Below are 24341 nucleotides of genomic sequence, written 5' to 3'. Positions count from 1 at the left end.
GCCGCTTCCGGTCCCGCCGGGGGCAAAGCCGAAAGGAGTGTGCATGGACGGTGTTCTAAGGAACGCCCGCGTCTACCGCGGGAGCGGCTTTGAACAGCTCGATGTTCTCATCAGGGGTGGCAGGATCGAACGCCTGGGGCGGAATCTCCCCGCATTCGGAGACGTGCCCGAGAGAGACCTGCGGGGATACTGCATGGTTCCCGGCCTCGTGGATGTGCATGTGCATCTGCGGGAGCCGGGTTTTTTGTGCAAGGAAAGTATACGCACGGGGACGCTGGCGGCCGCTCACGGCGGCTATACCACGGTGTGCCCCATGCCCAATCTGAACCCCGTCCCGGACGCTCCCGAACATCTTCAGGTGCAGCTTGACGCCATCGCCCGCGATGCCGTGGTGCATGTGCGCCCCTACGGAGCCATCACCGTGGGTGAAAAGGGTGCGGAACTTGCGCAGATGGAGGCCATGGCCCCGCTGGTGGCAGGCTTCAGCGATGACGGCCGCGGCGTGCAGGATGAATCCGTGATGCGCGCGGCCATGCAGGAAACCGCCCGCCTGGGCAAGATTCTGGCCGCACACTGCGAGGTTAACGAACTTCTGCACGGCGGCTATATCCATGATGGCAGCTACGCGCACACCCACGGACACCGCGGAATCTGTTCCGAGAGCGAATGGGGGCAGATCGCCCGCGATCTCAGGCTGGCCCGCGAAACCGGGGCACGCTACCACGTCTGCCATATCTCCACGAAGGAAAGCGTTGCGCTTATCCGGAAGGCCAAGGCCCAGGGCGTGGACGTCACCTGCGAGACCGGCCCGCATTACCTGGTCTTCACGGACGCCGACCTTCAGGAGGACGGGCGCTTCAAGATGAATCCTCCCCTGCGCTCGGCTGAAGACCGCGCCGCGCTCATCGAGGGCCTGCTTGACGGCACCATCGACATGATCGCCACGGATCACGCGCCGCATGAAGCCTCGGCCAAGAACCGCGGCCTTGAGGGCAGCGCCATGGGCGTGGTGGGGCTGGAAACGGCCTTTGCCGTCATGAACACTTTTTTCGTGAAAAAAGGGCTGCTTACACTGGAGCGGCTGGTGGAACTCATGGCCGAGCAGCCGTCAAGGCGCTTCGGGCTGGGTTCTCCCCTTGAGGAGGGGCAGGCCGCAGACTTCGCCGTGTTCGATCTGGATCGGGAATGGATCGTGGATCCCTCTCGTTTCCTCAGCCGTGGACGGGCCACTCCCTTTGCGGGCTGCCGTCTTGCGGGGCAGTGCGTGCTGACGGTGGTGAATGGAGAATCCGTCTGGGAAGAGGACGGCGCGGCAGCCTTGGAGCAGATATGAAACAAGGTATCTATACGGTGACGGAACATCGGGCGCTCACGAAGGACGTGTATCTTCTGCGCCTCGAAGGGGACACCTCATCCCTGACTTCCCCCGGGCAGTTTGTGGAAATAGCGCTGGACGGCTGTTTCCTGCGCCGTCCCATTTCCGTGTGCGACTATGACAGCCAAGGACTCACGCTCATCTACAAGATCGTGGGCCGGGGCACCGAGGCCATGAGCGCACTGAAGGCGGGAGCGCGTCTGGATCTTCTCTGTGGCCTGGGCCGCGGCTTCGATCCGTCCGCAGCGGGGGAGCGGCCCCTGCTGGTGGGCGGCGGTGTGGGTGTGCCTCCGCTGTACCGTCTGGCAAGACTTCTGCTTGCCGCGGGGACGCGCCCGGAAGTGGTGCTTGGCTTCAACCGGGCCGAAGAGATGTTCTACGTCCGCGAATTTGAGGAGCTTGGGGCGCACGTTACCGTGACCACCGTGGACGGCAGCTTCGGCGTCAGAGGCTTCGTGACGGCGGCTCTGCCCGAAGGCTGCACCCACGTTTTTGCCTGCGGTCCCATGCCCATGCTGAAGGCTCTCTATGGGGCGACACAGGGCATCCCCGGCCAGTTCAGCCTTGAAGAGCGCATGGGCTGCGGCTTCGGCGCGTGCATGGGGTGCAGCATCATGACCACCGAGGGCAGCCGCCGCGTCTGCAAGGACGGTCCGGTGTTTCCGAAGGAGGTTCTGGGATGGCAGATCTGAAAGTGAACCTCAGCGGCTGGACTCTGGACAACCCCGTCATTCCGGCCAGCGGTACCTTCGGCTACGGCTATGAATTTGCCGAACTGTACGACATCAATATGCTGGGCACGTTTTCCTTCAAGGGCACGACGCGGGAGCCGCGCTTCGGCAACCCCACGCCCCGCATCGCGGAATGTCCTGCGGGCATGATCAACGCCGTGGGTATGCAGAACCCCGGCATCGACAGGGTCATAGCCGAGGAGCTGCCCAGGCTGAAACGCTGCTTCCATAAGAAAGTCATCGCCAATATCGGCGGTTTTTCCGTGGAAGAATACGCCGAGACCTGCGCCCGCATCGACAAAGAAGAGCAGGTAGGGCTTATTGAGGTGAACATAAGCTGCCCCAACGTTCATGACGGCTGCATCACCTTCGGCACCGATCCCCTGGCCGCGGCCGCTGTGACGCGGGCCGTGAAAGCCGTCACCACCAAGCCCGTGTATATCAAGCTCAGCCCCAATGTCACGGACATCACCGTCATTGCCAGAGCCTGCGCGGACGCTGGAGCGGACGGTATCAGCCTTATCAACACGCTGCTGGGCATGCGCATCGATCTGCACACCCGCAGACCCGTCATCGCCAACACCATGGGCGGTTTTTCCGGGAGTGCCGTTCTGCCTGTTGCCCTGCGCATGGTCTATCAGGTCTATGAGGCCGTGAAGCTGCCCATCATCGGCATGGGTGGTGTGTCCTGCGCCCGCGATGTGATTGAAATGATGCTTGCCGGAGCCACGGCCGTGGAAGTGGGGGCCGCCAACCTGACAGATCCCTGGGCCTGCCCGAAAATTCTGGAAGAGCTGCCCGATGTGATGCGGCAGTACGGCATGGATTCCCTGAAAGACATTATCGGAGGAGCGCACAGATGAACGCTATGCCCGGAAAGGACGTTATCGTAGCCTGCGATTTCAGCGGCAGAAAGGAAGTGCTGGACTTTCTGGATCTTTTCCACGAGGAAAAGCCCTTCGTGAAGATCGGCATGGAACTGTTCTACGCCGAAGGGCCGGACATCGTGCGCACGATCAAGGCCCGCGGCCACCGCATTTTCCTCGATCTCAAGCTCCACGACATCCCCAACACGGTACGCAAGGCACTCGCCGTCCTTTCATCGCTGGATGTGGATATGTGCAACGTCCATGCGTCTGGAGCCATCGCGATGATGGCCGAAGGTCTCAGGGGGCTGACACGGGCGGACGGCACGAGACCGCTGCTCATCGCCGTGACCCAGCTCACGTCCACGAGTGAGGAATGTATGCGTTCGGAACTGCTCATTGACAGACCGCTGGAGGAAGTCGTCATGCACTACGCCGCCAACGCCCGCCGTGCGGGGCTGGACGGCGTGGTCTGTTCCCCGCTGGAAGCGGGCAGGGTTCATGAGGTCTGCGGCGGGGACTTCCTTACCGTGACGCCCGGTGTGCGCTTTGCGGGCGGCGAGAAGGGCGATCAGGCAAGGGTGGCTACGCCTGCGAAGGCCCGCGAGCTGGGTTCGGACTTCATTGTGGTGGGGCGTCCCGTCACTCAGGCGGAAGACCCTGTGGCCGCCTACCGCCGCTGCGTGGCGGAGTTTCTGGGCTAGTTTCCCGGACCGCCGGAGGCGTTATCGAGAATCATCCACGCTTGTTCGCCGGAGGGTAAAAGCATGTGTCCCGCCGAGAACGGCTGAAAGGAGACCTGTATGGAAGCGCGTGAAAAACGGATCGCCGAAGACCTCTTGTCCATCAAGGCCGTGTTTTTTCGGCCGGACGAGCCTTTCACCTGGGCCAGCGGCATCAAAAGCCCGGTGTACTGCGATAACCGGCTGACACTGACGGCCCCTGCCGTGCGCGGCAGGGTGGAAAACGCTCTGGCCGAAGTGGTGAAGGAACACTATTCCGGCTGCGAGGTTCTCATGGGAACCAGCACGGCCGGCATCGCCCACGCCGCCATCGTGGGGCACATCATGGGCCTGCCCATGGGCTATGTACGTTCCAGCGCCAAGGATCACGGCCGCGGCAACCAGATAGAAGGCCGGCTCGAACACGGCCAGAAGGTGGTCGTCATCGAAGACCTCATTTCCACGGCAGGCAGTGTGCTGGAAGTTGTGGAGGTGCTGCGCGGCGCCGGAGCGGAAGTTCTGGGGGTGGCCAGCATCTTCACCTACGGCATGAAGAAGGGGCTGGAGCGTCTGACCGTGGCGAACGTGAAGAACGTCAGCCTGACCAATTTCGACGTCATCGCCCGCGTAGCCGCCGAGACCGGCTATATCCGCAGGGAGGACGTGGCCAGACTCATCGCCTTCCGCGACAATCCCGCGGACGAGAGCTGGAGAGGAGCGTGACATGAAAAGCCTGATCGACATCCGCGACCTGACCACCGGGGAGATCGACGAGCTTCTGACCACGGCGCTGGACATCATCGCGCATCCTGACCGGTACGCCCGGAAGTGTTGCGGCAAGAAGCTGGCCACGCTCTTTTTCGAACCTTCGACGCGCACACGCCTCAGCTTCGAGGCGGCCATGTACGAGCTTGGCGGAAGCGTGCTGGGCTTTTCCGAAGCACAGAGTTCCTCCGCGGCCAAGGGGGAGAGTGTGGCCGATACCGTGCGCGTGGTGAGCTACTTTGCCGACATCATTGCCATGCGTCACCCCAAGGAAGGCGCGCCGCTGGTGGCCTCCATGCGCGCCACGGTGCCGGTGATCAATGCGGGCGATGGCGGCCACAATCACCCCACGCAGACGCTGACCGACCTGCTCACCATCTGGCGCGAGAAGGGCCGTTTTGAAAATCTGACCATCGGGCTGTGCGGTGATCTCAAGTTCGGCCGCACCGTCCATTCGCTCATCGCGGCCATGTCGCGTTACGCCGGAGTGAAGTTTGTGCTCATTTCTCCGGATGAACTGCGCCTTCCCGGGTACATTCAGACAGACATCATGGAGCGCAATGGCATCCCCTACGAGGAGACGACGGATCTTGCCGCCACCATGCCTGCGCTGGACGTGCTCTACATGACCCGCGTCCAGAGGGAGCGTTTCTTCAACGAAGCCGACTATGTGCGCCTCAAGGACAGCTATGTCCTCACTCCGGCCAAGCTCGAAACCGCCCGTGAGGATCTGTGCATCATGCACCCGCTGCCTAGAGTGAACGAGATCTCCGTGGCTGTGGACGATGACCCGAGGGCCGCGTATTTCCGGCAGGTGCTGAATGGCAAGTACATACGCATGGCGCTCATCCTGAAACTGCTGGAGGTGGACTAGCATGGTCATAGACGCCATATCCAACGGCATAGTTCTGGATCATATCCGCGCCGGACTCAGTCTCGAGCTGTACAACATCCTTGGTCTGGACAGTCTGCAATGCTCCGTGGCACTGCTTCGCAACGTGAGCAGCCGCAAGATGGGGCGCAAGGACATCATCAAGATCGATGAAATCATCGACCTCAATTTCGATGTTCTGGGCTATGTGGATCCCGGAATCACGGTGAACATTGTACGCGATGGCAAACTGGATCGAAAATTCCGTGTTGAACTGCCGGAGCGGGTGGAGAACGTGATCCGCTGCAAGAATCCCCGCTGCATCACCTCTACGGAACAGGAACTGCCGCACATCTTCAAGCTCACAGACAAGGAGAATCGTATTTACCGCTGCATCTACTGTGAGACCAGGGCCAAAGGCCGCGCCTGAGCTTTTCCGCCGCAGATCTTGACAAGGCTCCGCAGGCCGCGCATTCTGCACATCATGCAGGACGGGGATCCCCTCCTGCGGGAGAGGAGAGGCAGAACGATGATCGTTGATACGTTTGCCTGCGGCCGGGACTACGCGCTGGGCCCGCTCTGGGACAGGCTCATGCCGGAGCTTCTGGAACTCATTGGCAGAGCCGGCGGACTTGCAGAGGGCGTCTATCCGCTGGCGGGAGGCGTGGAAAACGGAGGCGCCACGGCCACGGTGAAGGTCGATACGCTCCGTGAACGAGCGGAGGCCCGCTATGAGAGCCATATGCGCATGGCTGATATCCAGGCTGTACTCGAAGGGGATGAGTATCTCGAAGTCCTTCCCCTCTGCGGCGGCGAAACCGAAACGGAGAACGACGCCGGGCGCGACCTCGTGTTCTATGCCCGGCAGCCCGAAGGGACGCGGGTGCATCTTGTGCCCGGCCTGTTCGCGCTTATCCTGCCGGGAGAGGCTCATATGCCCGGCGTGAAGGCGGGCGGCGGCAGGGTAAGGAAACTGGTCGTCAAGATCCCCGCAGACAGGCTTCTGGCACCGTCCTGTCTTCGGTAAACAGCAAAACCTCAGCTTTGGAGACGCGATCCCTGCCGGGGTTCGTTGTCTCTCTTTCTGCGGAGATACCAACGCCCGCCGGAAGAAAGTTTTCAGACGTCCGGACACGTCCGGTCTTGCCCCCGGAATCGGAGGGTACGGCCGATATTCAGGAGAAATTTATGGATGTTTTTGATCAGGCTACGGAATTTGAACGCATCGAACGTGAGGCCGCGGTACGTCAGGCGGTTCAGATGGACTTTCAGGAAGGCCCGGAGTGGATTGACGGCAAACCCTGCTGCCGGGAGTGCGGAGAGCCTATCCCTGAGGCGCGGCTCAAGGCCATTCCCGGCGTAGGACTCTGCCTTGCCTGTCAGCAGGAGCGTGAGCGGGAACGCCTGTAGCACAAAAGAATGATATGAGGATGCCCCGGCAGACGCCGTTTTCTTCGGAACGCGGCGTCTTTTTTACGTGTGTGTCCCCGCGGGGAGGGCGAGCCAGTCAGTGATGCGGAGGCTGAGACCGGGAGCTGCTGCTTCCAGAGCGGCGAGCCACGGAACAGGGGCCTGGATGCGCAGACCGGGCAGGCACAGAAGCGCGTGGTGCAGAAAAAAGCGTTCGCCGTCCTCAGGCTGAAGGCAGGATCCGTAGCGGCGATCGCCCAGCAGGGGAAAACCCAGCGCTGCGCAGTGCGCCCGAATCTGGTGACGCGCTCCCTTGGCGATGACGCATCCAGCCAGGGTGACAGCTGCGGGAGGGCGTCCCTTTTTGAGGATGGGCAGGAGTGCGGTCAGCGGCTTGAGCGCCGAGCCGTCCAGGAGAGCCAGAGGCGTGATGAGAGTCTGACGCAGGGGAGCAGCTCCGCGGGCGGACAGAACGCGGACATGTTTTCCGCCGCTGCAGTTCAGCGGCATGTCCGCAAGAAGCGTTTCGGGAAGTTCTCCTTCAAGAAGGGCCAGGTAACGCTTTTCGAGACGGCCCGCATTTTCCGCTTCGCGGTAGAGGGCTTCTCCCCGGTTGTCCAGCGCCGCCGCAGCGATGCCCGACGTGGGGCAGTCCAGGCGGTTCAGCAGCAGAGCTTTGGGGACTCCCAGGAGGCGGGGCAGGAGCCGTTCGAGGCTGGGACAGGGCCTGCCCGCCAGCGAGACGCTGTGCAGACCGGCAGGCTTGTACAGAAAAGCCAGAGGCGGTCGGATCTTGAGAACGCGGGCTGCATCTTCAGAAAGAGCGGCGCTGCCGGCGGTCTCATCTGCCGGAGGCAAGGGCTGCTCGGGCATGGTTTCCACGAGGTCCCCGGCCCGGACTTTGAAGGCTTCCCGTACGGGGCGGCCGTTCACCGTAACCAGTCCCGATGCGCAGGCGCGGCGGCGGCCCCGCAGCCCGATGTCCGGCAGCAGCCGTTGGAGCACATGGTCGAGCCGCAGGCCCTCTTCTTCGGGAAGAACCGTCCAGCAGGGCATGGTCAGTCCTTATCCGTCGGGTCTTGCGAAGTCTCAGGGACTGGAAGGCTGACACCCGGCGATTCGTTCTCATACCAGATTCTGCTCATGGTCAGGCCCTGCGGCGGGGCGGTGAAGGGAGCCAGACGCCTGTCGCCGGAGGCCAGAAGTTCGGGGATACGTTCAGGATCAAAGCGTCCCCGGCCGCAGGCCACCATGAGACCCACGAGGTTGCGGACCATCTGTTTCAGAAAGCCATTGGCTTCGAAGCGCACGTCAATCTGCCGGCAGCCGGGAGGCAGCGCCGCTTCAGGCGTACGTGCCGGGGAACGGGTAATCGCGTAGAGTGTGCGCACGGTACTTTTATGCGGCGTGCCCGCGTTTTGCAGACTGGCGAAGTCGTGCGTACCCACGAGGTGCGGAACGGCGGCATCAAAAAGGTCCAGGTCGAAGGGGCCGCAGGCCCAGACAAAGGGATAGAGCCTGGGCGGGGTGTACAGGGAATCGAGCCACAGGGAATAGGTGTAGGCTTTGCGCTTCACGCTGAAGCAGGCGTCGAAGCTGTCCGGCACGATGCGGGCGTCCAGAACGCGGATGTCATGAGGCAGAAGGGTGTTCAGGGCGAGCTGCCAGCGCACATGGGCGCGGTCTTCGGGAATATCGCAGTGGGCCACCTGAGCATCGGCGTGGACACCGGCATCGGTGCGGCCCGCGCCCTGAACGTGGGTGGAGCGTCCCGCCACATGGGAAACGGCCTTTTCCACGAATGCCTGAACCGTGGGCGGGTCTTCCCTGTCCTTCCACGCCTGAATCTGCCAGCCGTGATAGCGCGTGCTGACATAGGCGAGTGTGAGCTTGAGACGCGGCATCAGAGGCCCACCAGTTCCACGGTGCACGGGGCGATGGGTATGCCCAGGAATTGTTCGCCCAGACGGGTGAAGCGGGGCACATCGTCCGTGGTCAGAAAGCGGGCCGAACCCGGACAGAGCGCAATGCCCGCCGAAGGGCCGGAACCGCGGGCCAGATGTTTTTTCTGGAGCAGATCCCGCACCTCTCTCGCGGTATTGCCTGCGGAGTCCACAAGCATCACGCCTTCGCCTGCGACATGGGCTATGGCGTCTCTGAGCAGGGGAAAATGGGTGCAGGCCAGCACGAGCGTGTCGGGCGTTTCCCGGCCCTGTTCCCGCGGAATGCGGAAGAGTTCATCGAGGTAGCGGGCGGCTATGCCTTCGGCCAGAGGGCCTTCCACCAGCCCTTCTTCCGCCATGGGCACGAAGAGGGGACAGGGGAGGGCTTCCAGCCGTGCGTCGGGCAGACGCCGCAGAATGGCCTTTTCGTAGGCGCGGCTGCGAATGGTTCCGCTGGTGGCGATGACGGCGATGTGTCGGTTGCGGGTCGTACGGCAGGCGGCTTCGGCCCCCGGTTCCACCACGCCCACCACGTCGATTTCAGGATAGGCATTGCGGAGCAGGGGCAGGGCCGCGGCTGTGGCCGTGTTGCAGGCGATGACCAGCAGCTTGATGCCGCGTTCCACCAGTTTTGCGGTGGCTTCCAGCGTGTAGCGCTGCACGGTCTCGGTGCTCTTGCTGCCGTAGGGGACGCGGGCGGTGTCGCCCAGGAAGAGAAAGGATTCGTTGGGGAGCTGTTCCCGCATGGCGCGCAGTACGGTAAGCCCGCCCACACCGGAGTCGAAAAGTCCGATGGGCAGCTCGCGCTGCGCCGAAAGCTGGGAAGAAATGCCCTGGGTGGTGAGCATGGCGGCCTCGCAGAGGTACGAATGGCTGGAGGGCGCGCCTTTTTGCGCCGCGTCCATGCATGTTCCTACCCCGCGGCACGCTTTCGGTCAATGGCAGAGTCTTTGGAAGCAGACACACGGGGCGGCTCTTGACAAGAGTTTTGAACTGGAACAAACACAGTACAAGGTCTCTCTCATGTTCTGGGTCAACCTTCAGCCCGTCTTCAGACGGCAGTAGAATCAGCTGTATCGAGGTTTTTCGCATGAGTTCCGCTTCGGTCACGCTTCGAGGATCTCTTTCTCCCATGGACGGCAGCGTCTGCCGCGTAGCTCTGTTGGACAACGAAGGCCGGGAATGGCCCATCTCTCCCCGCGGCGCAGGGAGCGACCTCGCCGAAAAGGTGGGTGCGCCTGTCGAGCTGCTGTGCAGTATCGTTGAGAAGGACGGAGGCAGTCAGCTCCACGTGCGTTCGTACACCGTGCTGGATGAAGCGGACGACAGCTGGGCTTAGTCCTCTGCGTAATTTTTTGCCTCGGAAGGTGCTTATCTGGCGCTTTTACGGGAGCGTCTCCTGTAGAATGCGGACTCTTGTCCCTGGGGAGGCGGCTGCCGGACTGCGCCGGAATGTTTAGAACAGGCGGCCTGCACGAGAGCAAGGGAGCTGATGGTGGAGACAGTACGGGTTGGAATGCTGGAAATAGGAAGGGGCCGCCCCTGTGTCATCGCGCCGCTCACAGCGTCTGACAGGGAAAGTCTGGTGCGCGGGGCTTCGGCACTGCAGGCCCTGCCCGTGGACATGGCCGAATGGCGTGTGGATATGCTGGACAAGGCCGTGGACGAAGCCGGGACGCCGCAGATGGACAGAATTCTGGACACGCTGGCCGCACTGCGCAGTGTCTGCCGTCTGCCCATACTCGCCACCTTCCGCACGGCGGACGAGGGCGGGGCACGGCCCATCAGCGACGGCGGCTACGCGGAACTCTGCGATGTTCTTGCAAGGAGCGGCAAGATCGAACTTCTGGATGTGGAGGCGTTTTTCCGCAGCGGGTCGTCAAAGGATATCATTGCCCGTGCGCATGGCCACGGTGTGCCCGTGGTGGCGAGCAATCACGATTTTCACGCCACGCCGTCCAGTGAGGAGATCGTGCGGCGTCTGACCGTCATGCAGGACGAGCTTTGCGCAGATATCCTCAAAATAGCCGTCATGCCCCGCCGTCCCCTTGATGTGCTGACGCTTCTGGAAGCGACGCGGCGCATGGCCGACAACGCAAAGCGCCCGCTTATCACCATGAGCATGGGGCCTCTGGGCGTCGTCAGCCGCGTGGCCGGCCAGATTTTCGGCAGCGCTGCCACATTCGGCGCCGCGGCCGCAGCCAGTGCGCCCGGGCAGCTTGACGTGCGCGAGCTGGACACCGTGCTCGGCATACTGGAACGCGCTTCCCGCTGACGTTTAGCGTTACTGTTCAGACCTGTCCGTCCCTTTGGGAAAGGATGGGGTGAAATTCCGGGACTTCGTGCTGAAGAAGGGTGAGGAGCGCCTGAAAGCGAAGCCTGTCGAAGCTCCCGCAGGCGCAGAGCAGCTCAAACGTACCTGCCGAGTAGCTGAGGAACCAGCCGGTGGGGCGGTAGCCGTTTTTCAGATAGAAGTTTCTCCGCCGTAACCGCTGTGCGCTGTTTGCGGCTGATTCGTCCAGAGGTTCCAGATCCACGATCTGGACGCAGCCGGAGTACTGCCGCCGCAGGGCCTGAAGTGCGGCGCTGCCCAGACCGCGCCCCCGCAGGGGGGAGATGAGCGCAAGATAGGACAGGTAGGCCATGCCATCGCGGGCCATGGCACACAGGTAGCCGGCAAAGGCATCGCCAAGGCGCAGCGCCCAGAAGTCGAGCAGGCCCTTTTTCGCAAGAGCCAGAAAATCTTTGGCGGGCACGCGCTCTTCCGGCGGAAAGGCTTCTAGGGTAAGAGTTTCCACCTTGTCCAGCTCCTGGAAGCCGGATCCGATGCGCTGGAAGCTCAGAGTCGTGCAGAGGGCGGAAGAAGCGTTCATGTCCGTAGGCATAGGAAAAAAGGGCGTTCGTGTCAAAAAGTCGTGAAACCTGCAGAGCCAGGGTACGCTTTGCCGCCGAAGCAGTATTTTCCATCCGAAAGCCGAGATTTTTTCAAAAAATTTTTTCCCTTCCCCTAGACGCTTTGAAAAACAGGATTACCTATTGCATGGAAGGAAGGCCGGACAAAGACAAAGGCTCACTTCCCCTAATTTGTCAGATCGAGGAGGAAATATAGTATGGGCAAGATTATCGGTATCGACCTTGGTACTACCAACAGCTGCGTATACATTATGGAGGGCAAGGAACCCAAGTGCATCAGCAATCCCAACGGCGGGCGCACCACGCCGTCCATCGTGGCGTTTACCGACAAGGAACGTCTGGTGGGCGAAACCGCCAAGCGTCAGGCCGTCACCAACCCCGATCGCACGATTTTCGCTGTGAAGCGCCTCATGGGACGCCGCGCCGATTCGCCTGAAGTTCAGCACTGGCTCCAGCACGCCCCGTACAGCATTGTGGCTTCCGCCAACGGCGACGCCGCGGTGCGCGTGGACGGGCACGACTACAGCCCGCAGGAAATTTCGGCCGTGATTCTGGGGCAGCTCAAGAAGGACGCCGAAGCCTATCTCGGCGAACCTGTGACCGAAGCCGTCATCACCGTGCCCGCCTATTTCAATGATGCTCAGCGGCAGGCCACCAAGGACGCCGGCAAGATCGCCGGTCTGGAAGTCAAGCGTATCATCAACGAACCCACGGCCGCGTCTCTGGCTTATGGCTTTGACCGCAAGACCAATGAAAAAATCGCCGTGTACGACCTCGGCGGCGGCACCTTCGATATTTCCATCCTTGAAGTGGGCGACAACGTTGTCGAGGTGCGCGCCACGAACGGCGACACCTTCCTGGGCGGCGAGGACTTTGACCAGCGCGTCATCCGTTACATGGTGGACGAGTTCAAGGGGCAGTACGGTATCGACCTGTCTCAGGATCGCATGGCTCTTCAGCGCCTGAAGGAAGCCGCGGAAAACGCCAAGAAGGAGCTGTCCAGCTCTCTCGAAACGCAGATCAACCTGCCCTTCATCACGGCTGACGCCTCCGGACCCAAGCATCTCATGATGCCTCTCACCCGCGCCAAGCTGGAACAGATGGTCATGGATCTGGTGGAAAAGTCCATCGAACCCTGCAAGAAAGCGCTTGCGGACGCCGGGCTGTCTCCCTCTGACATCGACGAGGTGATCCTCGTGGGCGGCATGACCCGTATGCCTTTGGTGCAGAAGAAAGTTGGCGAGTTCTTTGGCAAGGAGCCGAACCGCTCCATGAACCCGGACGAAGTCGTGGCCATGGGCGCGGGCATTCAGGGGGCCATCCTTACCGGCGATGTCAAGGACGTTCTGCTGCTCGACGTGACACCGCTCTCCCTGGGCATCGAAACGATGGGCGGCGTGTTCACCAAGCTCATTGAGCGCAATACCACGATCCCGACCCGCAAGAGCCAGACCTTCTCTACAGCCGCGGATAACCAGCCCGCCGTGGACATCCACGTCCTTCAGGGCGAACGCCCCATGGCCGCGGACAACATGACCCTCGGCAACTTCCAGCTTACGGGCATTCCCGCCGCTCCGCGCGGAGTTCCGCAGATCGAAGTAACCTTCGACATCGACGCCAACGGCATCGTGAAGGTCTCCGCCAAGGATCTGGGTACGGGCAAGGAACAATCCATCCAGATCAAGTCCTCCTCTGGTCTGAGCGAGGACGAAATCAACAAGCTGGTGCGCGAGGCCGAAGCTCATGCTTCCGAAGACAAGAAGAAGCAGGAGACCATCGAAGCCCGCAATCAGGCCGACGCGCTCATCTATGCCACGGAAAAGTCCCTGAAGGATCTCGGTGACAAGGTGGATCCCGCCACCAAAGCCACGGTGGAGGCCAAAACCGAGGCTCTGAAGAAGGCCATGGAAGGCACGGACACCGAAGCCATCAAGAGGGCATCCGACGAACTCTCTCAGGCTTCCCACAAGCTGGCGGAACAGCTCTACCAGAACGCCCAGGCGCAGCAGGGACCACAGGCCGGAGCCGCCGGTCAGCAGGGACAGCCGGGCGGCAGGAAGGAAGACGATGTTATGGACGCCGACTTCACCGAAGTAACAAAGTAACGGTGCATTGCTGAAAGAGCGGTGCATTGACCGAAAAGGTAAGGCTCCGTCCTCCTCAAGGAGAACGGAGCCTTTTCTGTATGCGACAGCATGCGTTGAATGCTGCCCTGAGCACACTTGGCAAAAGGGCATGAGATTCAGACGCCGTCAAGGTGAACAGAACGGCTGTGAGAAAAATACCGTGACCGGAGCGGGGAAAGTTTCCCACGATAACAGGAAGCAAAAAGCGATAACCCGATTGCGGAAGGCGCGTTGACCCCGATAGCATGATTTTGCACACGGAATTCTTACATGATACGCCGCGGTGTTCCCCGGAAGAACAAGCAATCATGGCGCCGGAGGCGGGAAGCTCTTGTGGCTGGTTCAGAAGCCGTTACTGGAAATAGAACGCCGATCAACGGAGAAGAGGAGAGAATCCTGCTGCGTCAGGACTGGGGCTGTACTTCCGAAGGTTCGATATAGGTGCGTTCCAGATCGTCGAAGGCCGTGAATTCAGGCCGGTAGGCCAGTTCGATAGTCCCCGTGGGACCGTTGCGGTGCTTGCCGATGATGATTTCGGCAATGCCCGTCTTGGCCCGGTCGTTTTTCTTGTTATAGGCGTCTTCGCGATGGATGAACATGATGAGGTCGGCATCCTGTTCGATGGCGCCAGATTCGCGCAGGTCGGAAAGTACAGGCCGCTTGTCAGTACGTTCCTCTACCTTGCGGTTGAGCTGGGACAGTGCGACCACAGGCACGTTGAGTTCCTTGGCAAGGGCCTTCAGATTGCGGGAAATGTCGGAGATTTCCAGTTCGCGTGAATCGTTGCGTGAGGAGTGCATGAGCTGGAGATAATCCACCATGACCATGTCCAGCCCATGTTCCGCCTTCAGACGGCGGCAGCGCGCGCGCAAGGTCAGCGGAGAAAGTCCCGCGGTATCGTCGATGAAGATTTTTGCGCGGGACAGAGCGTCTGCCGCGGAAGACAGTTTTTCCCAGTCGCTGTCCTCAAGATAGCCGCGCCGTACGCGGCTCAGTTCCACTCTGCCCCAGGCGCAGAGCATACGATCCATGAGCGATTCCTTGCTCATTTCCAGAGAAAAGATCGCTACGGTCGCTCCTCCGCTCATGGCTGCGCGCATGGCCACATTCAGGGCGAAGGCCGTCTTGCCCATGGAGGGGCGGGCGGCAATGATGATGAGGTCGGTGGGCTGAAGGCCCGCGGTCATTTTGTCGAGCTGGATGTAACCGGACGGAACACCCGTGGTTACGCTCTTGTTGTTGTAGCGTGTCGTAAGCGCATCGAAGACGGTTCGTACCAGTTCGCTGCTGCTGCTGAAAGTTTTGCTGTTGGCGCGTTCGGAGATGGAGAAGATGGAGCGTTCGGATTCGTCCAGAAGCGTGGGCACATCGCGCGAGGCGTCAAAGCAGTTGCTGATAATCTGGGCGCACGCAGTGATAAGGGAACGCTGCATGGACTTGGCGCGCACGATTTTGGCCCAGTGTGCGGCGTTGGCGCCGCTGACCACGGCGTGGGAAAGTTCTCCCAGGTAGACGGCGCCTCCGGCGGCTTCAAGCTGGGAATGACTTGCCAGCCAGTCGAAGACCGTCACTTCGTCCACGGGCGTTCCCTGGGCGTACAGTGCCATGAACGCCCCGAAGATGATGCGGTGGGCGGGCATATAGAAATCAGCGTCCGAGACCTCGTCAATAATCTCGTGCAGCAGATCCGGACGCAGAAAGACACCGCTCAGAACGGCCTGTTCCGCTTCTTCGCTGTGAGGGGGGACGCGCCGGAGCAGATCGTCCCGGGCTTTGTCAGAGACGTTTTCCCCCTGCCTGGGAAAACGCGGAGAGCCGCCGCTCCTGGGAGCGGCGGCTTCACTGCTTAGGGATTCTGTGCTGTCCATGCTAGGCCCGGTCTTCGCGGGGAAGCGCGTCAGGCCTGTTCTGCAGGAGCTTCGGCTTCGGCCTCTTCAGCAGGGACTTCCGCGGGAGCTTCTTCAATGTGCTTTTCTTCGGACACGATCTTGACGGTAAAGGAAGGTACCACATCGGCATGGAGGCGTGCGCGCACTTCATGCTCGCCGAGGGTACGGATGGAGCCGTCAAGGAGCAGGCGATGGCGATCCACTTCCACGCCGAGTTCGGCAAGGGCGGCGCCAATCATGGCAGGCGTTACGGATCCGTACAGCTTGTCGTTTTCGCCCACGCGCATGGGAATGGTCACAACCAGACCTTCCAGTTTGGCGGCGACTTCGGCAGCCTGAGCGCGCAGGATGTCCATACGCGCCTGAAGCTTCTTGCGTTCGTGTTCGAACACACGGATGTTGGCAGGCGTAGCCAGGCTGGCCAGACGCTGAGGAAGCAGGTAGTTGCGGCCATAGCCGGGCTTGACGTTCACGATGTCGCCAAGATGACCGAGCTTTTCCACATCAGCACGAAGAATAACTTTCATATCGCTCTCCTGTGCCTTAGATGTTGGTCTTCTTCTTCACTTCGCTGGAATGAGCGGAAGTGTAGAACAGCAGTGCCATTTGGCGGGCGCGCTTGATCTCGGTGGTCAGGGCGCGCTGATGCTTGGCGCAGGTGCCGGTGATCCGGCGGGCCACGATCTTGCCGCGTTCCGTAATGAAATCGCGGAGAATGTCGGGACGCTTGTAATCCAGAGCAAGCTCAGTATCGGCACAGAAGCGGCAGAACTTGCGGCGGGGAGCAAACTTCTTGCGGAAAGCCATTACGCGACCTCCTCAGCGGCTTCGACGGTGTCAGACAGCTTGACGGTCAGGAACTTGAACACGCCGTCAGTGATGCGGATGATGCGTTCCAGTTCGGCCACGAGCTGAGAAGGCGCCGCATATTCGAGACGGACGTAAAAGCCGCGCATCTGCTTGCGGACAGGATACGCCAGATCGCGCATACCCCACTGATCCACGGTGAGCATTCTGCCGCCTTCGCGGACAATGATGTCATCCAGTGTCTTCAGGATGGTTTCGCGCTCTTCCACAGACAGCTCCGGAGAAAGGAGCAGCAGTGTTTCCATTTTGCGCATGTAAGAACTCCTTACGGTCGGTGGTCCGCCGAGTCCGGCACCGTGCCGGGACCCAAGCGAACAAGGTGAATTTTTGTATTTACTCGGGAGGTGCGGCGCTGTCAAGTTCTCCTCAAGGGAGATGTTTATTAATAGTGGCAAAGTTTTTCAGAGTGCCATTAACTCGAACTTGCTGAAATATCGTTAGAAATTTATTGGTCATAGCCAAACGGGCGGCCATTTGAGAGCGGCCCCGGGGGCACGAGCGAGTCGTTGCGGGACATCAGGTTTTTCTCGTTTGAAGATACGTTGTTCCAGAGGAGAAAAGACGTACGCAGGGAAGGAAAGGATATTTTCCTTCAGACAAACGATTTTTCCCTGAATATTAAAGCCTGTTGGCCTGTTTGGAGTTTTTGTTCAGGCCGTGGTGGCGGAGTCCCCGGACTGCTTGCCGGAGTACATGCGCTTGTCCGCCAGAGAGAACAGTGTCTCACAGGTGGGGCGGATGCCCTGCTCTTCCAGTTCGCGCATGTGGGCGCAGCCTATGGTAAAGGAGAAGGGAACGGTCTTCCCGTCCTCGAGCAGAATGTTTTTCCGCATGGAGCTGTCCAGCGCCTTGATGTGCTGGCAAAATTCCTCGTAGTTTTCTGCCAGCGAGGTAATGACAAATTCATCGCCGCCGTAGCGGGTGATGAAGCTGCGGTGGCGCACGTCGAAGTATTTCATCCAGAAGTGACCGCAGCTCTGCAGAACTTCATCGCCGATGGTGTGCCCGTAGTTATCGTTGATGGCTTTGAAGTTGTCCATGTCCACCAGAGCCATGCAGAGGTCCAGACCGTTGTTCTGGGCTTCGAGCAGATAGTGCTGAAAAAGGGTGTCCATGTAATGGCGGTTGTAGCATCCGGTGAGAGGGTCCAGCATGAGACGGGAGTTCTCTTCCTGCAGCCGCCGAATTTCATCGAGGGCGTATTCCTGTTCGCCGAGCCAGTCCATGCAGGTGAGTTCCATGATCATTTCCAGGACGAAAGGCCGGCCTTCCGTCTGAATGTATTTGGAAATGACGACAAAAGTACGCGACCCCACAGTTTCCAGTCTGGAACTGCAGCTTCGCGTGGCGACCACTTCCCGTGGAGCGCAGGTTTCACAGTCGCCTGAGCGGTTCCAGAGGCCACCGCATGGCCCGTTGTGAACGATGCCGTACTCACCAATATGATAGCTCTGGCAAGTTTCTGGATGAACGAGGCGCACTCTATTGAAGGTCTGGCGGAGAACCTCAACCTCTTTGCGTAGTTCAGAAAAGGTATAAAGATATTTTTTGGGGAAAGAATACATTCAATTAACTCTCCTATAATATCTATAACTGACTTTATATACGAGTAAAATAAAAAGTCAAGTGCGTTTCCGTATGTCAGGGAACGCCTGAGGGCGTACAAGCTGGCATGGTTATTTTTTCATACGAGTTATACGAGTTGATTTTTTTAGCTAAGCGTTCGCACTTGGTCGTTGGTTTTTAGGTAAATCATGAAAGCGGAAAATTCGCTTTCACCGCCGAACTTTGGGTGAGGGGGGAGGCGGAAAATTGGTGCTCCTTTTTCATAACGTTGCAAACATCATGAATTTTCTGGATAGGGAAAAGGGAAAGTTCAGAAGTGCTCCGAAGCATCACCTGGCGAAAGAAGCGGGAAGTTCGGCAGGTGGGGCTTTCTTTCCTGCATCACTAGCGCGTTTTTTTGCACGGTACGGCTTCCTTAGGGTAGGGGAAAGATTGGAAAAAGGCTTGTCATTTTTATTTACATTCTTTTTTGTCAGACATAGAATAATTCCTTGGGCGCTTGGCCTGCTCTCTTGAAGCATCCTTTTGTCAGGCGCACAGCACAGGCGCTGTTCCACCCGTACGCTGTAACAGGCTATACGTACTATGATGATAAGAGATTACCCATTTTACCCCCACCGATTTGGTCTCGGCGAACTGGTCCGTTCTTTTTTGTCTCCGTATTCAGACAGCTACCAGGGCATGTTCTCATTGTCTGACGGGCAGTATCCCAGCCTTGCCGAAGCTGGAGTTTTGGCGTTTTTTTGCTGCCTGTACGCCGTACTTGCTTTTTCTTTTGAAGCGTTTTAAAGATGATACATCTGCGGCACACCCATAGACCGTGTTGGAGCCTGTATCGGAGAAGGCACGGAGAACGACAAGGCGGCAGCAGAGGAAAATAACGGATCTGTGATCCTTTAGGAATGAACATGTCACTGTCTTTGCAGTCGGATCAGGAACGCGGAGTGCTGCTCATTGTAGATGACGATGAGATGAACCGTGCGATCCTCGAAAATATTTTCAAGAAGGACTATACCGCCGACCATGCGGAAAATGGGAAAGTCGGGCTTGACTGCATTCTTCAGACCCCCGACAAGTACAGCGCTATCCTGCTCGATGTCGTCATGCCGGAAATGAACGGTATAGAGGTTCTTCGGCGGATGAACACAGAGAGCCTCACAAAGGCGCTCCCTGTTTTTCTGATTACAGGTGAAGCAAACGATGCCATCATCAAGGAAGCCTATGATCTGGGCGTGATGGACGTCATTCTCAAGCCGGTAACACCCCATATTGTACAGCGCCGGGTAAACTCCGTTGTGGAATTGTTCCGTGCCAGAAAGATTCTGAGCGGCCAGGTGGAAACACTGCAGGCAGAACAGCTCCATCAGGCGCAGAAGCTTCTCCGCATGAACGAGGGCATGATAGAATCCCTGTCCACCGCCATTGAATTTCGCAGCGGGGAATCGGGGGAACACGTCCGGCGTATCCGTGACATTACCTGCTTTCTGCTGCGGCACACCGATCTGGGCGATGGCATAGCCGAAGCGGACAAGGAAAGCATCGCCCTTGCCGCAGTCATGCATGATGTGGGCAAAATTGCCATTTCGGACGCCATTTTGAACAAACCCGGCAAGCTCACGCCGGAAGAGTTCACCATCATGAAGACACACACCCAGCGGGGGGCGGAGCTTTTGGAAAAGATCCCGCAGCTGCGTGAACACGACTCCTATCTCTATGCCTACGACATCGCCCTGCATCACCACGAGCGCTGGGACGGGCGTGGTTACCCCGATGGGCTGAAGGGCGATGAAATTACCATCTGGGCCCAGATCGTGTCTCTCGCAGACGTGTATGATGCTCTGGTGAGCGAACGCTGTTACAAACGGGCGTTTTCCCGGGAAGAGGCCCGCAGCATGATCCTCGGAAACAAATGCGGAGTCTTCAATCCCCTTTTGCTGGATCGTTTTTTCTCTGTGGAGGACGAGCTGGCCAAACTGTATGTCCATGACCAGAAAGAGGCATAACTATGGATGCAACTCTCAAGGAAACCCTTATAAGCGGCGGTATCGATGTTGACGGTATGCTGGAGCGCTGCATGGGGAGCGAGGCTCTCGTTGTGCGTCTGCTGAAGAAATTCCCCGCGGACGCCACCTTTCCCAAGCTGGTGGAAGCCTTTGCGAACAACGATGCAGAGGGAGCACTCACGGCCTCTCATACGCTGAAGGGCGTCTGCGGCAACCTTTCCATTACGGAACTTTTCACTCTGCTGGACAGGCAGGTTGCCACGCTGCGTCACGGCGACATGGCCGGGGCTGCGGCCATGATGCCGGATATAACCCGCTGGTATACCCAGGCGGTTGAGACGATACAGAAAAACCTGGTCTGAATTTTCCCGCCTTTTCCGCTGACGGTGCTTGCGGACGTGCCGTCGGTGTGTGCCTTGGGTTGACCGGCGGTAAAGACAGCCTTTTTTGATGTCTGGAAACGCACCCCCGGCTTCCGCCGGGGGATGTTTTCCGTTAATACGGGCCTGCAGTCTTCCCGGTGGCAGGATTTGCGCAGAAGGGCAAGTGCCGCATTCCGGCGGGAGATCCGTAAAACAGGCAGACCTGCGGGAGAAGGATTTGCAAAGTCCGCTTCGTTCTGTTAGACTATAACCTATCCGGTGTATGCGTCTGACAGGGACGAAGACAGCCCGCTTTGTCCTCCCAAACTGCCTTGCGGTTTCCACAGCCAGGAGCGCAGCGCTGAGAACAGTCGCTTTAAATCGAACTGCACCCACAGGAAGTCCTTATGGAAAAAAACTCCAAACGTTTTCTTCTGGCCAGCATCGTTGCCGCCGTTTTCTGTGTAGGCGTCTGCATACATACCGCCATCGTCATGACCAGACAGGGTGAGAATGCGACCAGGGAACTGGGCGATATCTATATGGACGCTGTCAACTTTCAGATGCAGCTCCGTTTTTATGCCGTTGTCGATCAGAAGCTCCGCCAGCTTGAAAACATTATCAACGTCACTCCGCCGGAAGAGGTTCCATCTTACAGCGAGGAAATGAAGGACAGGCTGCGCTCCCGCGCCAGAGTGCGCACCTTCTGCTATCAGTCCCTGATGACCACCGAGGGGAATGAGGAAATCCTGCTGGGCGAACATGTGGAGCTCCTCGACAAGATGTCTTTTCTGCGCTCGCTCAACAACGGCGAGAGAAATGTCACTATCGGCGTGACAAAGAACGGAAGCAGGATTCTCGTCATGGGAACCTCTGTGGGGTATCCCGCATCGGCAGGCTACCCCATGAGCAACGGGGAGACCTGTACGGCCATGCTGGGCGGAATCTCGTTCAAATATCTCACCAACGCGCTGTCCGTGGGGTCTTCGGATGAGAATATGCCGGCACCCCAGATCATCACCAAGACCGGCGATATCCTCTTCAGCGGCACCGCCTCCGTCAGCGAGCAGAACTATTTTGAGTGGGTGAGGAAGAACGGCAACGTCGAAGGACAGACCGCTGAAAGGCTGGCCGATTCCCTGAAGGCCAACATCAGCCGCGGCCGCGACTACGATGTGTTCATGTACCTGGACGGGCAGCGGCACCGCGTCCACTATTCCCAGCTGCCTCACACCGAATGGTATCTGGTGACCGATATGCCCTACGGTACGCTTGACACCGTCATCAGCAAACTCTGGGGGGAGCGCCTGTATACGGCTGTGCGGGCCGGCGTCCTGCTGGCGCTGCCGCTTCTTCTTTTGCTTCTCTATTATCTGCATCTCTCCAGAAGGCAGATCGCCAATCTTACCCAGGCGAGGAAGGAAGCAGACAAGGCCAGCCGCGCCAAGACCGACTTTCTGTCCAACATGAGCCACGATATCCGCACGCCGATGAACGCCATCATGGGTCTTACGGCCATCGCAAGTTCCAATCCCGATGATGACGAACTGGTTCGGGACTGTCTGCGCAAGATCTCGCTTTCCAGCCAGCATTTGCTGGGCCTCATCAACGACGTGCTGGACATGTCCAAAATCGAGGGCGGGAAGCTCATGCTCAACGTGAACGTTGTTTCCCTGAGAGACGTCATGGACGGCGTTGTTGGCATAGCCCAGCCCCAGGTTACGGCAAAGAATCAGGATTTCGACATCCATATCCACGACATTCTGACAGAGAGTGTCTATTCCGACAGCGTCCGCCTGCATCAGGTTCTGCTGAATCTGGTGTCCAACGCCATCAAGTTCACGCCTCCGGGAGGTTCCATACAGATCAGTCTGCATCAGGAGCCGATTCCCGGTCAGGACGATACGGTGCGCAACCATATCGAGGTCAGGGATACGGGCATAGGCATGTCGGCGGAATTTCAGAAGAAGGTCTTTGAGCCTTTCGCCCGTGAAAACAACGACCTGGTGCACAAGACCGAGGGCACCGGGCTGGGCATGGCCATCACGAAACACATCGTGGATGAAATGAAGGGAACCATCACCGTTCACAGTGAACCCAACAAGGGAACGGAATTTCATATCATTCTGGATACGCGGCGGGCGGACGGCAGCGAAGATGAGAAAATGATACTGCCGCCCAGGCATGTGCTGCTGGTGGATGATGATGAAACGCTCTGCTATACCGCGACGCGCGCCCTGCAGGAACTGGGCGTGACGGTGGAAAGCGCGCCGGACGGCATGACCGCCATTTCCATGGCCACGCGGAACCATGAGGAGGGGTGTGACTACGACATCATTCTGCTCGACTGGAAGATGCCGGGACTGGACGGGATCGAAACGGCCCGTCAGCTCAACAGTCTGCTGAAGCCCAAGGTTCCGGTTCTGCTGATCTCGTCCTACGACTGGGCAAAGATCGAAGAAGCCGCACGGAATGCGGGTGTTTCCGGCTTTATCCCCAAGCCGCTGTTCAAGTCTACGCTGTTTTACGGACTGCGGCCCTTCATGGGCTTGCAGAATGAACCGAAGGAAGAGGCGGCGCCGCAGGAAGAGAAGAAGTATTCATCGAGCCATATACTGCTGGTGGAGGACAACGAACTCAACTGGGAGATCGCCAACGTGCTCCTCTCTGAGCGCGGTTTCATTCTGGATTGGGCCGAAAACGGCAAGGCCGGCGTGGAAAAGTTCAGCGCGTCCAAGCCGGGATACTACGATCTCGTCCTCATGGACGTGCGGATGCCGGTCATGAACGGCTACGAGGCTGCACGGGCGATACGCGCTCTCGACAGACCGGACGCCAATATCCCCATCATCGCCATGACTGCGGACGCCTTTTCCGATGATGTGCAGAAATGTCTGGAGAGCGGCATGAACGCCCACGTTTCCAAGCCGCTGGACATCAGGCTGCTCATGCAGGTCATCCACAAGTACGTCGCAGAAGAATATCAGCCGATGGACGCCTAGCCCGCGCTGCTGAGTTCGGGACTGCCAGTCGCCGGAGCATGATCCTCTTTGCTGTAAGCAGTTTTGTCAGAAGGGCGAATGCTCCGTGGGGTTTCTGCACATTGAATATTCACGGAGAGCGAAATCAACAGGGTGGGCACGAGTGCGGCACTCATCAATAATTCCTTTGTGGTTTGAGACCTCTCCCTTTCAGGGGGAAAAGAATAGTTGACAAAACGGCGAAGCTGCTGAAATCCTTTTCCGTAACCTTTCCCTCCCTTAACCGCCGGAGGCGCGAGCGTCAGCGAGCTGATAGCGCAGGCGGCGTGTTTGTCCGGCTCTGCCGGCAAACATGGTCACGCCGCCGAAGCGGGGAAGGGAGGGGCAATCCGCACGGCCCCTATCCGTCGGTTGCGGAGTCAGTTGGCGGATGGGGCGACTGTGGATTGAAACATTTTGAGGTAGCCGGTCTGAACGTGGTTCAGGGTGAGTTTCCGGCAAAGAACTGCGGAGGAAAAGCGTGCGGTGCTACGCCTGGAAGCTCCGAAAGAGGCTGGTAGGGCACGATCTGGCAGACGCTGTTCAGCCGGAATTGGCGACAAAGGCAGTCTGTTTTTCAGAGGTTAGAAGGCAAGTGTTCGCAAAAAAGGCCGAGCCTGCTGTTAACGAACGCCGCTGAAACAGACGCTGTATACATTGCGGCAGACGGCACGGCGATAGCTTGACAGAAGCGGACTCTTACCCTAGAAAAATGTCAGAGGGCGGTTAGCTCAGATGGTAGAGTATCGGTCTTACACACCGACTGCCGGGGGTTCAAGTCCCTCACCGCCCACCAGTTTTATCCCCCGCCGCAGGCCCTGTTCAATGATATGCTCCCCATCAGGTGGACAAAGTAAGAAAGCCCCGCTAGGCTGAACTTTGTAAACAGATGGGGATTTGTATGTCAGAACG

General features: G+C 59.0%; 24 protein-coding genes and 1 tRNA gene. 16 read left to right on the top strand and 9 right to left on the bottom strand.

The window, feature by feature from the left end; genetic code table 11:
* Positions 1-43: 43 nt before the first annotated feature.
* The 9 genes from Q0Z94_RS00570 to Q0Z94_RS00530 all read left to right on the top strand — a co-directional run bounded on the left by Q0Z94_RS00570 (position 44) and on the right by Q0Z94_RS00530 (position 6740).
* The gene (locus tag Q0Z94_RS00570) at positions 44-1333 is read left to right on the top strand and encodes a dihydroorotase (protein WP_298065883.1); all 1290 of its coding nucleotides are present in this window, start codon (positions 44-46) and stop codon (positions 1331-1333) included.
* Positions 1330-2067: a dihydroorotate dehydrogenase electron transfer subunit gene (locus tag Q0Z94_RS00565; protein WP_298065878.1), complete on the top strand. Its 738-nt coding sequence runs from the start codon at positions 1330-1332 to the stop codon at positions 2065-2067. Before Q0Z94_RS00570 ends, Q0Z94_RS00565 begins: the two co-directional genes overlap by 4 nt.
* Positions 2055-2969, top strand: a complete 915-nt coding sequence (locus Q0Z94_RS00560; protein ID WP_298065876.1) for a dihydroorotate dehydrogenase — start codon at positions 2055-2057, stop codon at positions 2967-2969. Before Q0Z94_RS00565 ends, Q0Z94_RS00560 begins: the two co-directional genes overlap by 13 nt.
* A complete protein-coding gene (pyrF, locus tag Q0Z94_RS00555) occupies positions 2966-3676 on the top strand; it encodes an orotidine-5'-phosphate decarboxylase (RefSeq protein WP_298065874.1) in 711 nt (236 codons plus the stop codon). The genes Q0Z94_RS00560 and pyrF overlap by 4 nt, the downstream gene beginning before the upstream one ends.
* A 99-nt stretch (positions 3677-3775) precedes the next feature.
* The gene (pyrE, locus tag Q0Z94_RS00550) at positions 3776-4417 is read left to right on the top strand and encodes an orotate phosphoribosyltransferase (protein ID WP_298065872.1); all 642 of its coding nucleotides are present in this window, start codon (positions 3776-3778) and stop codon (positions 4415-4417) included.
* A gap of 1 nt (position 4418) precedes the next feature.
* Positions 4419-5333, top strand: coding sequence for an aspartate carbamoyltransferase (pyrB, locus tag Q0Z94_RS00545; protein ID WP_298065869.1), 915 nt, complete (start codon positions 4419-4421; stop codon positions 5331-5333).
* Position 5334: 1 nt separating this feature from the next.
* Positions 5335-5760 carry an aspartate carbamoyltransferase regulatory subunit gene (locus tag Q0Z94_RS00540; RefSeq protein WP_298065867.1) on the top strand — a complete coding sequence of 142 codons (426 nt, stop codon included), beginning with the start codon at positions 5335-5337 and terminating at the stop codon, positions 5758-5760.
* A gap of 99 nt (positions 5761-5859) precedes the next feature.
* A complete protein-coding gene (locus Q0Z94_RS00535) occupies positions 5860-6357 on the top strand; it encodes a YhcH/YjgK/YiaL family protein (RefSeq protein ID WP_298065865.1) in 498 nt (165 codons plus the stop codon).
* 161 nt (positions 6358-6518) lie between these two features.
* Complete coding sequence (locus Q0Z94_RS00530) at positions 6519-6740, top strand: TraR/DksA family transcriptional regulator (protein ID WP_298065862.1); 222 nt, start codon at positions 6519-6521, stop codon at positions 6738-6740.
* 63 nt (positions 6741-6803) lie between these two features.
* Here Q0Z94_RS00530 and Q0Z94_RS00525 read toward each other — a convergent pair whose 3' ends face one another.
* The 3 genes from Q0Z94_RS00525 to murI are packed head-to-tail and all read right to left on the bottom strand — an operon-like array spanning position 6804 to position 9588.
* Positions 6804-7796, bottom strand: a complete 993-nt coding sequence (locus Q0Z94_RS00525) for a pseudouridine synthase (RefSeq protein ID WP_298065860.1) — start codon at positions 7794-7796, stop codon at positions 6804-6806.
* Between the two features lie 2 nt (positions 7797-7798).
* Positions 7799-8644 carry a tRNA pseudouridine(38-40) synthase TruA gene (gene truA, locus Q0Z94_RS00520; RefSeq protein ID WP_298065857.1) on the bottom strand — a complete coding sequence of 282 codons (846 nt, stop codon included), beginning with the start codon at positions 8642-8644 and terminating at the stop codon, positions 7799-7801.
* Positions 8644-9588: a glutamate racemase gene (gene murI, locus Q0Z94_RS00515; RefSeq protein ID WP_366517551.1), complete on the bottom strand. Its 945-nt coding sequence runs from the start codon at positions 9586-9588 to the stop codon at positions 8644-8646. Before murI ends, truA begins: the two co-directional genes overlap by 1 nt.
* Positions 9589-9773: 185 nt before the next feature.
* Between murI and Q0Z94_RS00510 the strand changes: the two genes are divergently transcribed.
* Positions 9774-10022 carry a hypothetical protein gene (locus Q0Z94_RS00510; RefSeq protein ID WP_298065854.1) on the top strand — a complete coding sequence of 83 codons (249 nt, stop codon included), beginning with the start codon at positions 9774-9776 and terminating at the stop codon, positions 10020-10022.
* 153 nt (positions 10023-10175) lie between these two features.
* A complete protein-coding gene (aroD, locus tag Q0Z94_RS00505) occupies positions 10176-10958 on the top strand; it encodes a type I 3-dehydroquinate dehydratase (protein ID WP_298065850.1) in 783 nt (260 codons plus the stop codon).
* A gap of 16 nt (positions 10959-10974) precedes the next feature.
* Here aroD and Q0Z94_RS00500 read toward each other — a convergent pair whose 3' ends face one another.
* On the bottom strand, positions 10975-11556 hold the full coding sequence (locus tag Q0Z94_RS00500) for a GNAT family N-acetyltransferase (protein ID WP_298065848.1): 582 nt from the start codon (positions 11554-11556) through the stop codon (positions 10975-10977).
* A gap of 237 nt (positions 11557-11793) precedes the next feature.
* On the opposite strand from Q0Z94_RS00500, the gene dnaK reads away from it, so the two are divergent.
* Positions 11794-13701 (top strand): molecular chaperone DnaK, encoded by a 1908-nt coding sequence (gene dnaK, locus Q0Z94_RS00495; RefSeq protein ID WP_298065846.1) that lies wholly within the window; start codon positions 11794-11796, stop codon positions 13699-13701.
* A 425-nt stretch (positions 13702-14126) separates the two neighbouring features.
* On the opposite strand, the gene dnaB is transcribed toward dnaK, so the two are convergent.
* From dnaB to Q0Z94_RS00470, 5 genes are all read right to left on the bottom strand, one after another.
* Positions 14127-15590, bottom strand: coding sequence for a replicative DNA helicase (dnaB, locus tag Q0Z94_RS00490; RefSeq protein WP_298065843.1), 1464 nt, complete (start codon positions 15588-15590; stop codon positions 14127-14129).
* 29 nt (positions 15591-15619) lie between these two features.
* Positions 15620-16138, bottom strand: a complete 519-nt coding sequence (rplI, locus tag Q0Z94_RS00485) for a 50S ribosomal protein L9 (RefSeq protein WP_298065840.1) — start codon at positions 16136-16138, stop codon at positions 15620-15622.
* A 16-nt stretch (positions 16139-16154) separates the two neighbouring features.
* A complete protein-coding gene (rpsR, locus tag Q0Z94_RS00480) occupies positions 16155-16418 on the bottom strand; it encodes a 30S ribosomal protein S18 (RefSeq protein WP_178581208.1) in 264 nt (87 codons plus the stop codon).
* Entirely contained in the window at positions 16418-16732 is a 315-nt protein-coding gene (rpsF, locus tag Q0Z94_RS00475) for a 30S ribosomal protein S6 (protein ID WP_298065838.1), read from the bottom strand. Before rpsF ends, rpsR begins: the two co-directional genes overlap by 1 nt.
* 396 nt (positions 16733-17128) lie before the next feature.
* Positions 17129-17794 (bottom strand): GGDEF domain-containing protein, encoded by a 666-nt coding sequence (locus tag Q0Z94_RS00470; RefSeq protein WP_298065834.1) that lies wholly within the window; start codon positions 17792-17794, stop codon positions 17129-17131.
* Positions 17795-18952: 1158 nt separating this feature from the next.
* Between Q0Z94_RS00470 and Q0Z94_RS00465 the strand changes: the two genes are divergently transcribed.
* From Q0Z94_RS00465 to Q0Z94_RS00450, 4 genes are all read left to right on the top strand, one after another.
* A complete protein-coding gene (locus Q0Z94_RS00465) occupies positions 18953-20047 on the top strand; it encodes an HD domain-containing phosphohydrolase (RefSeq protein WP_298065833.1) in 1095 nt (364 codons plus the stop codon).
* Positions 20048-20049: 2 nt separating this feature from the next.
* Positions 20050-20409, top strand: a complete 360-nt coding sequence (locus Q0Z94_RS00460) for an Hpt domain-containing protein (protein WP_298065832.1) — start codon at positions 20050-20052, stop codon at positions 20407-20409.
* 407 nt (positions 20410-20816) lie between these two features.
* Positions 20817-23411, top strand: a complete 2595-nt coding sequence (locus Q0Z94_RS00455) for a response regulator (protein WP_298065830.1) — start codon at positions 20817-20819, stop codon at positions 23409-23411.
* A 738-nt stretch (positions 23412-24149) separates the two neighbouring features.
* A tRNA-Val gene (locus tag Q0Z94_RS00450) sits at positions 24150-24225 on the top strand.
* Positions 24226-24341: the final 116 nt, after the last annotated feature.

The organism is uncultured Mailhella sp., from assembly GCF_947631555.1.
GTDB lineage: Bacteria > Desulfobacterota > Desulfovibrionia > Desulfovibrionales > Desulfovibrionaceae > Mailhella.
Note: the sequence above shows the minus strand (reverse complement) of the source record. Positions and strands in the feature narration are given on the sequence as shown.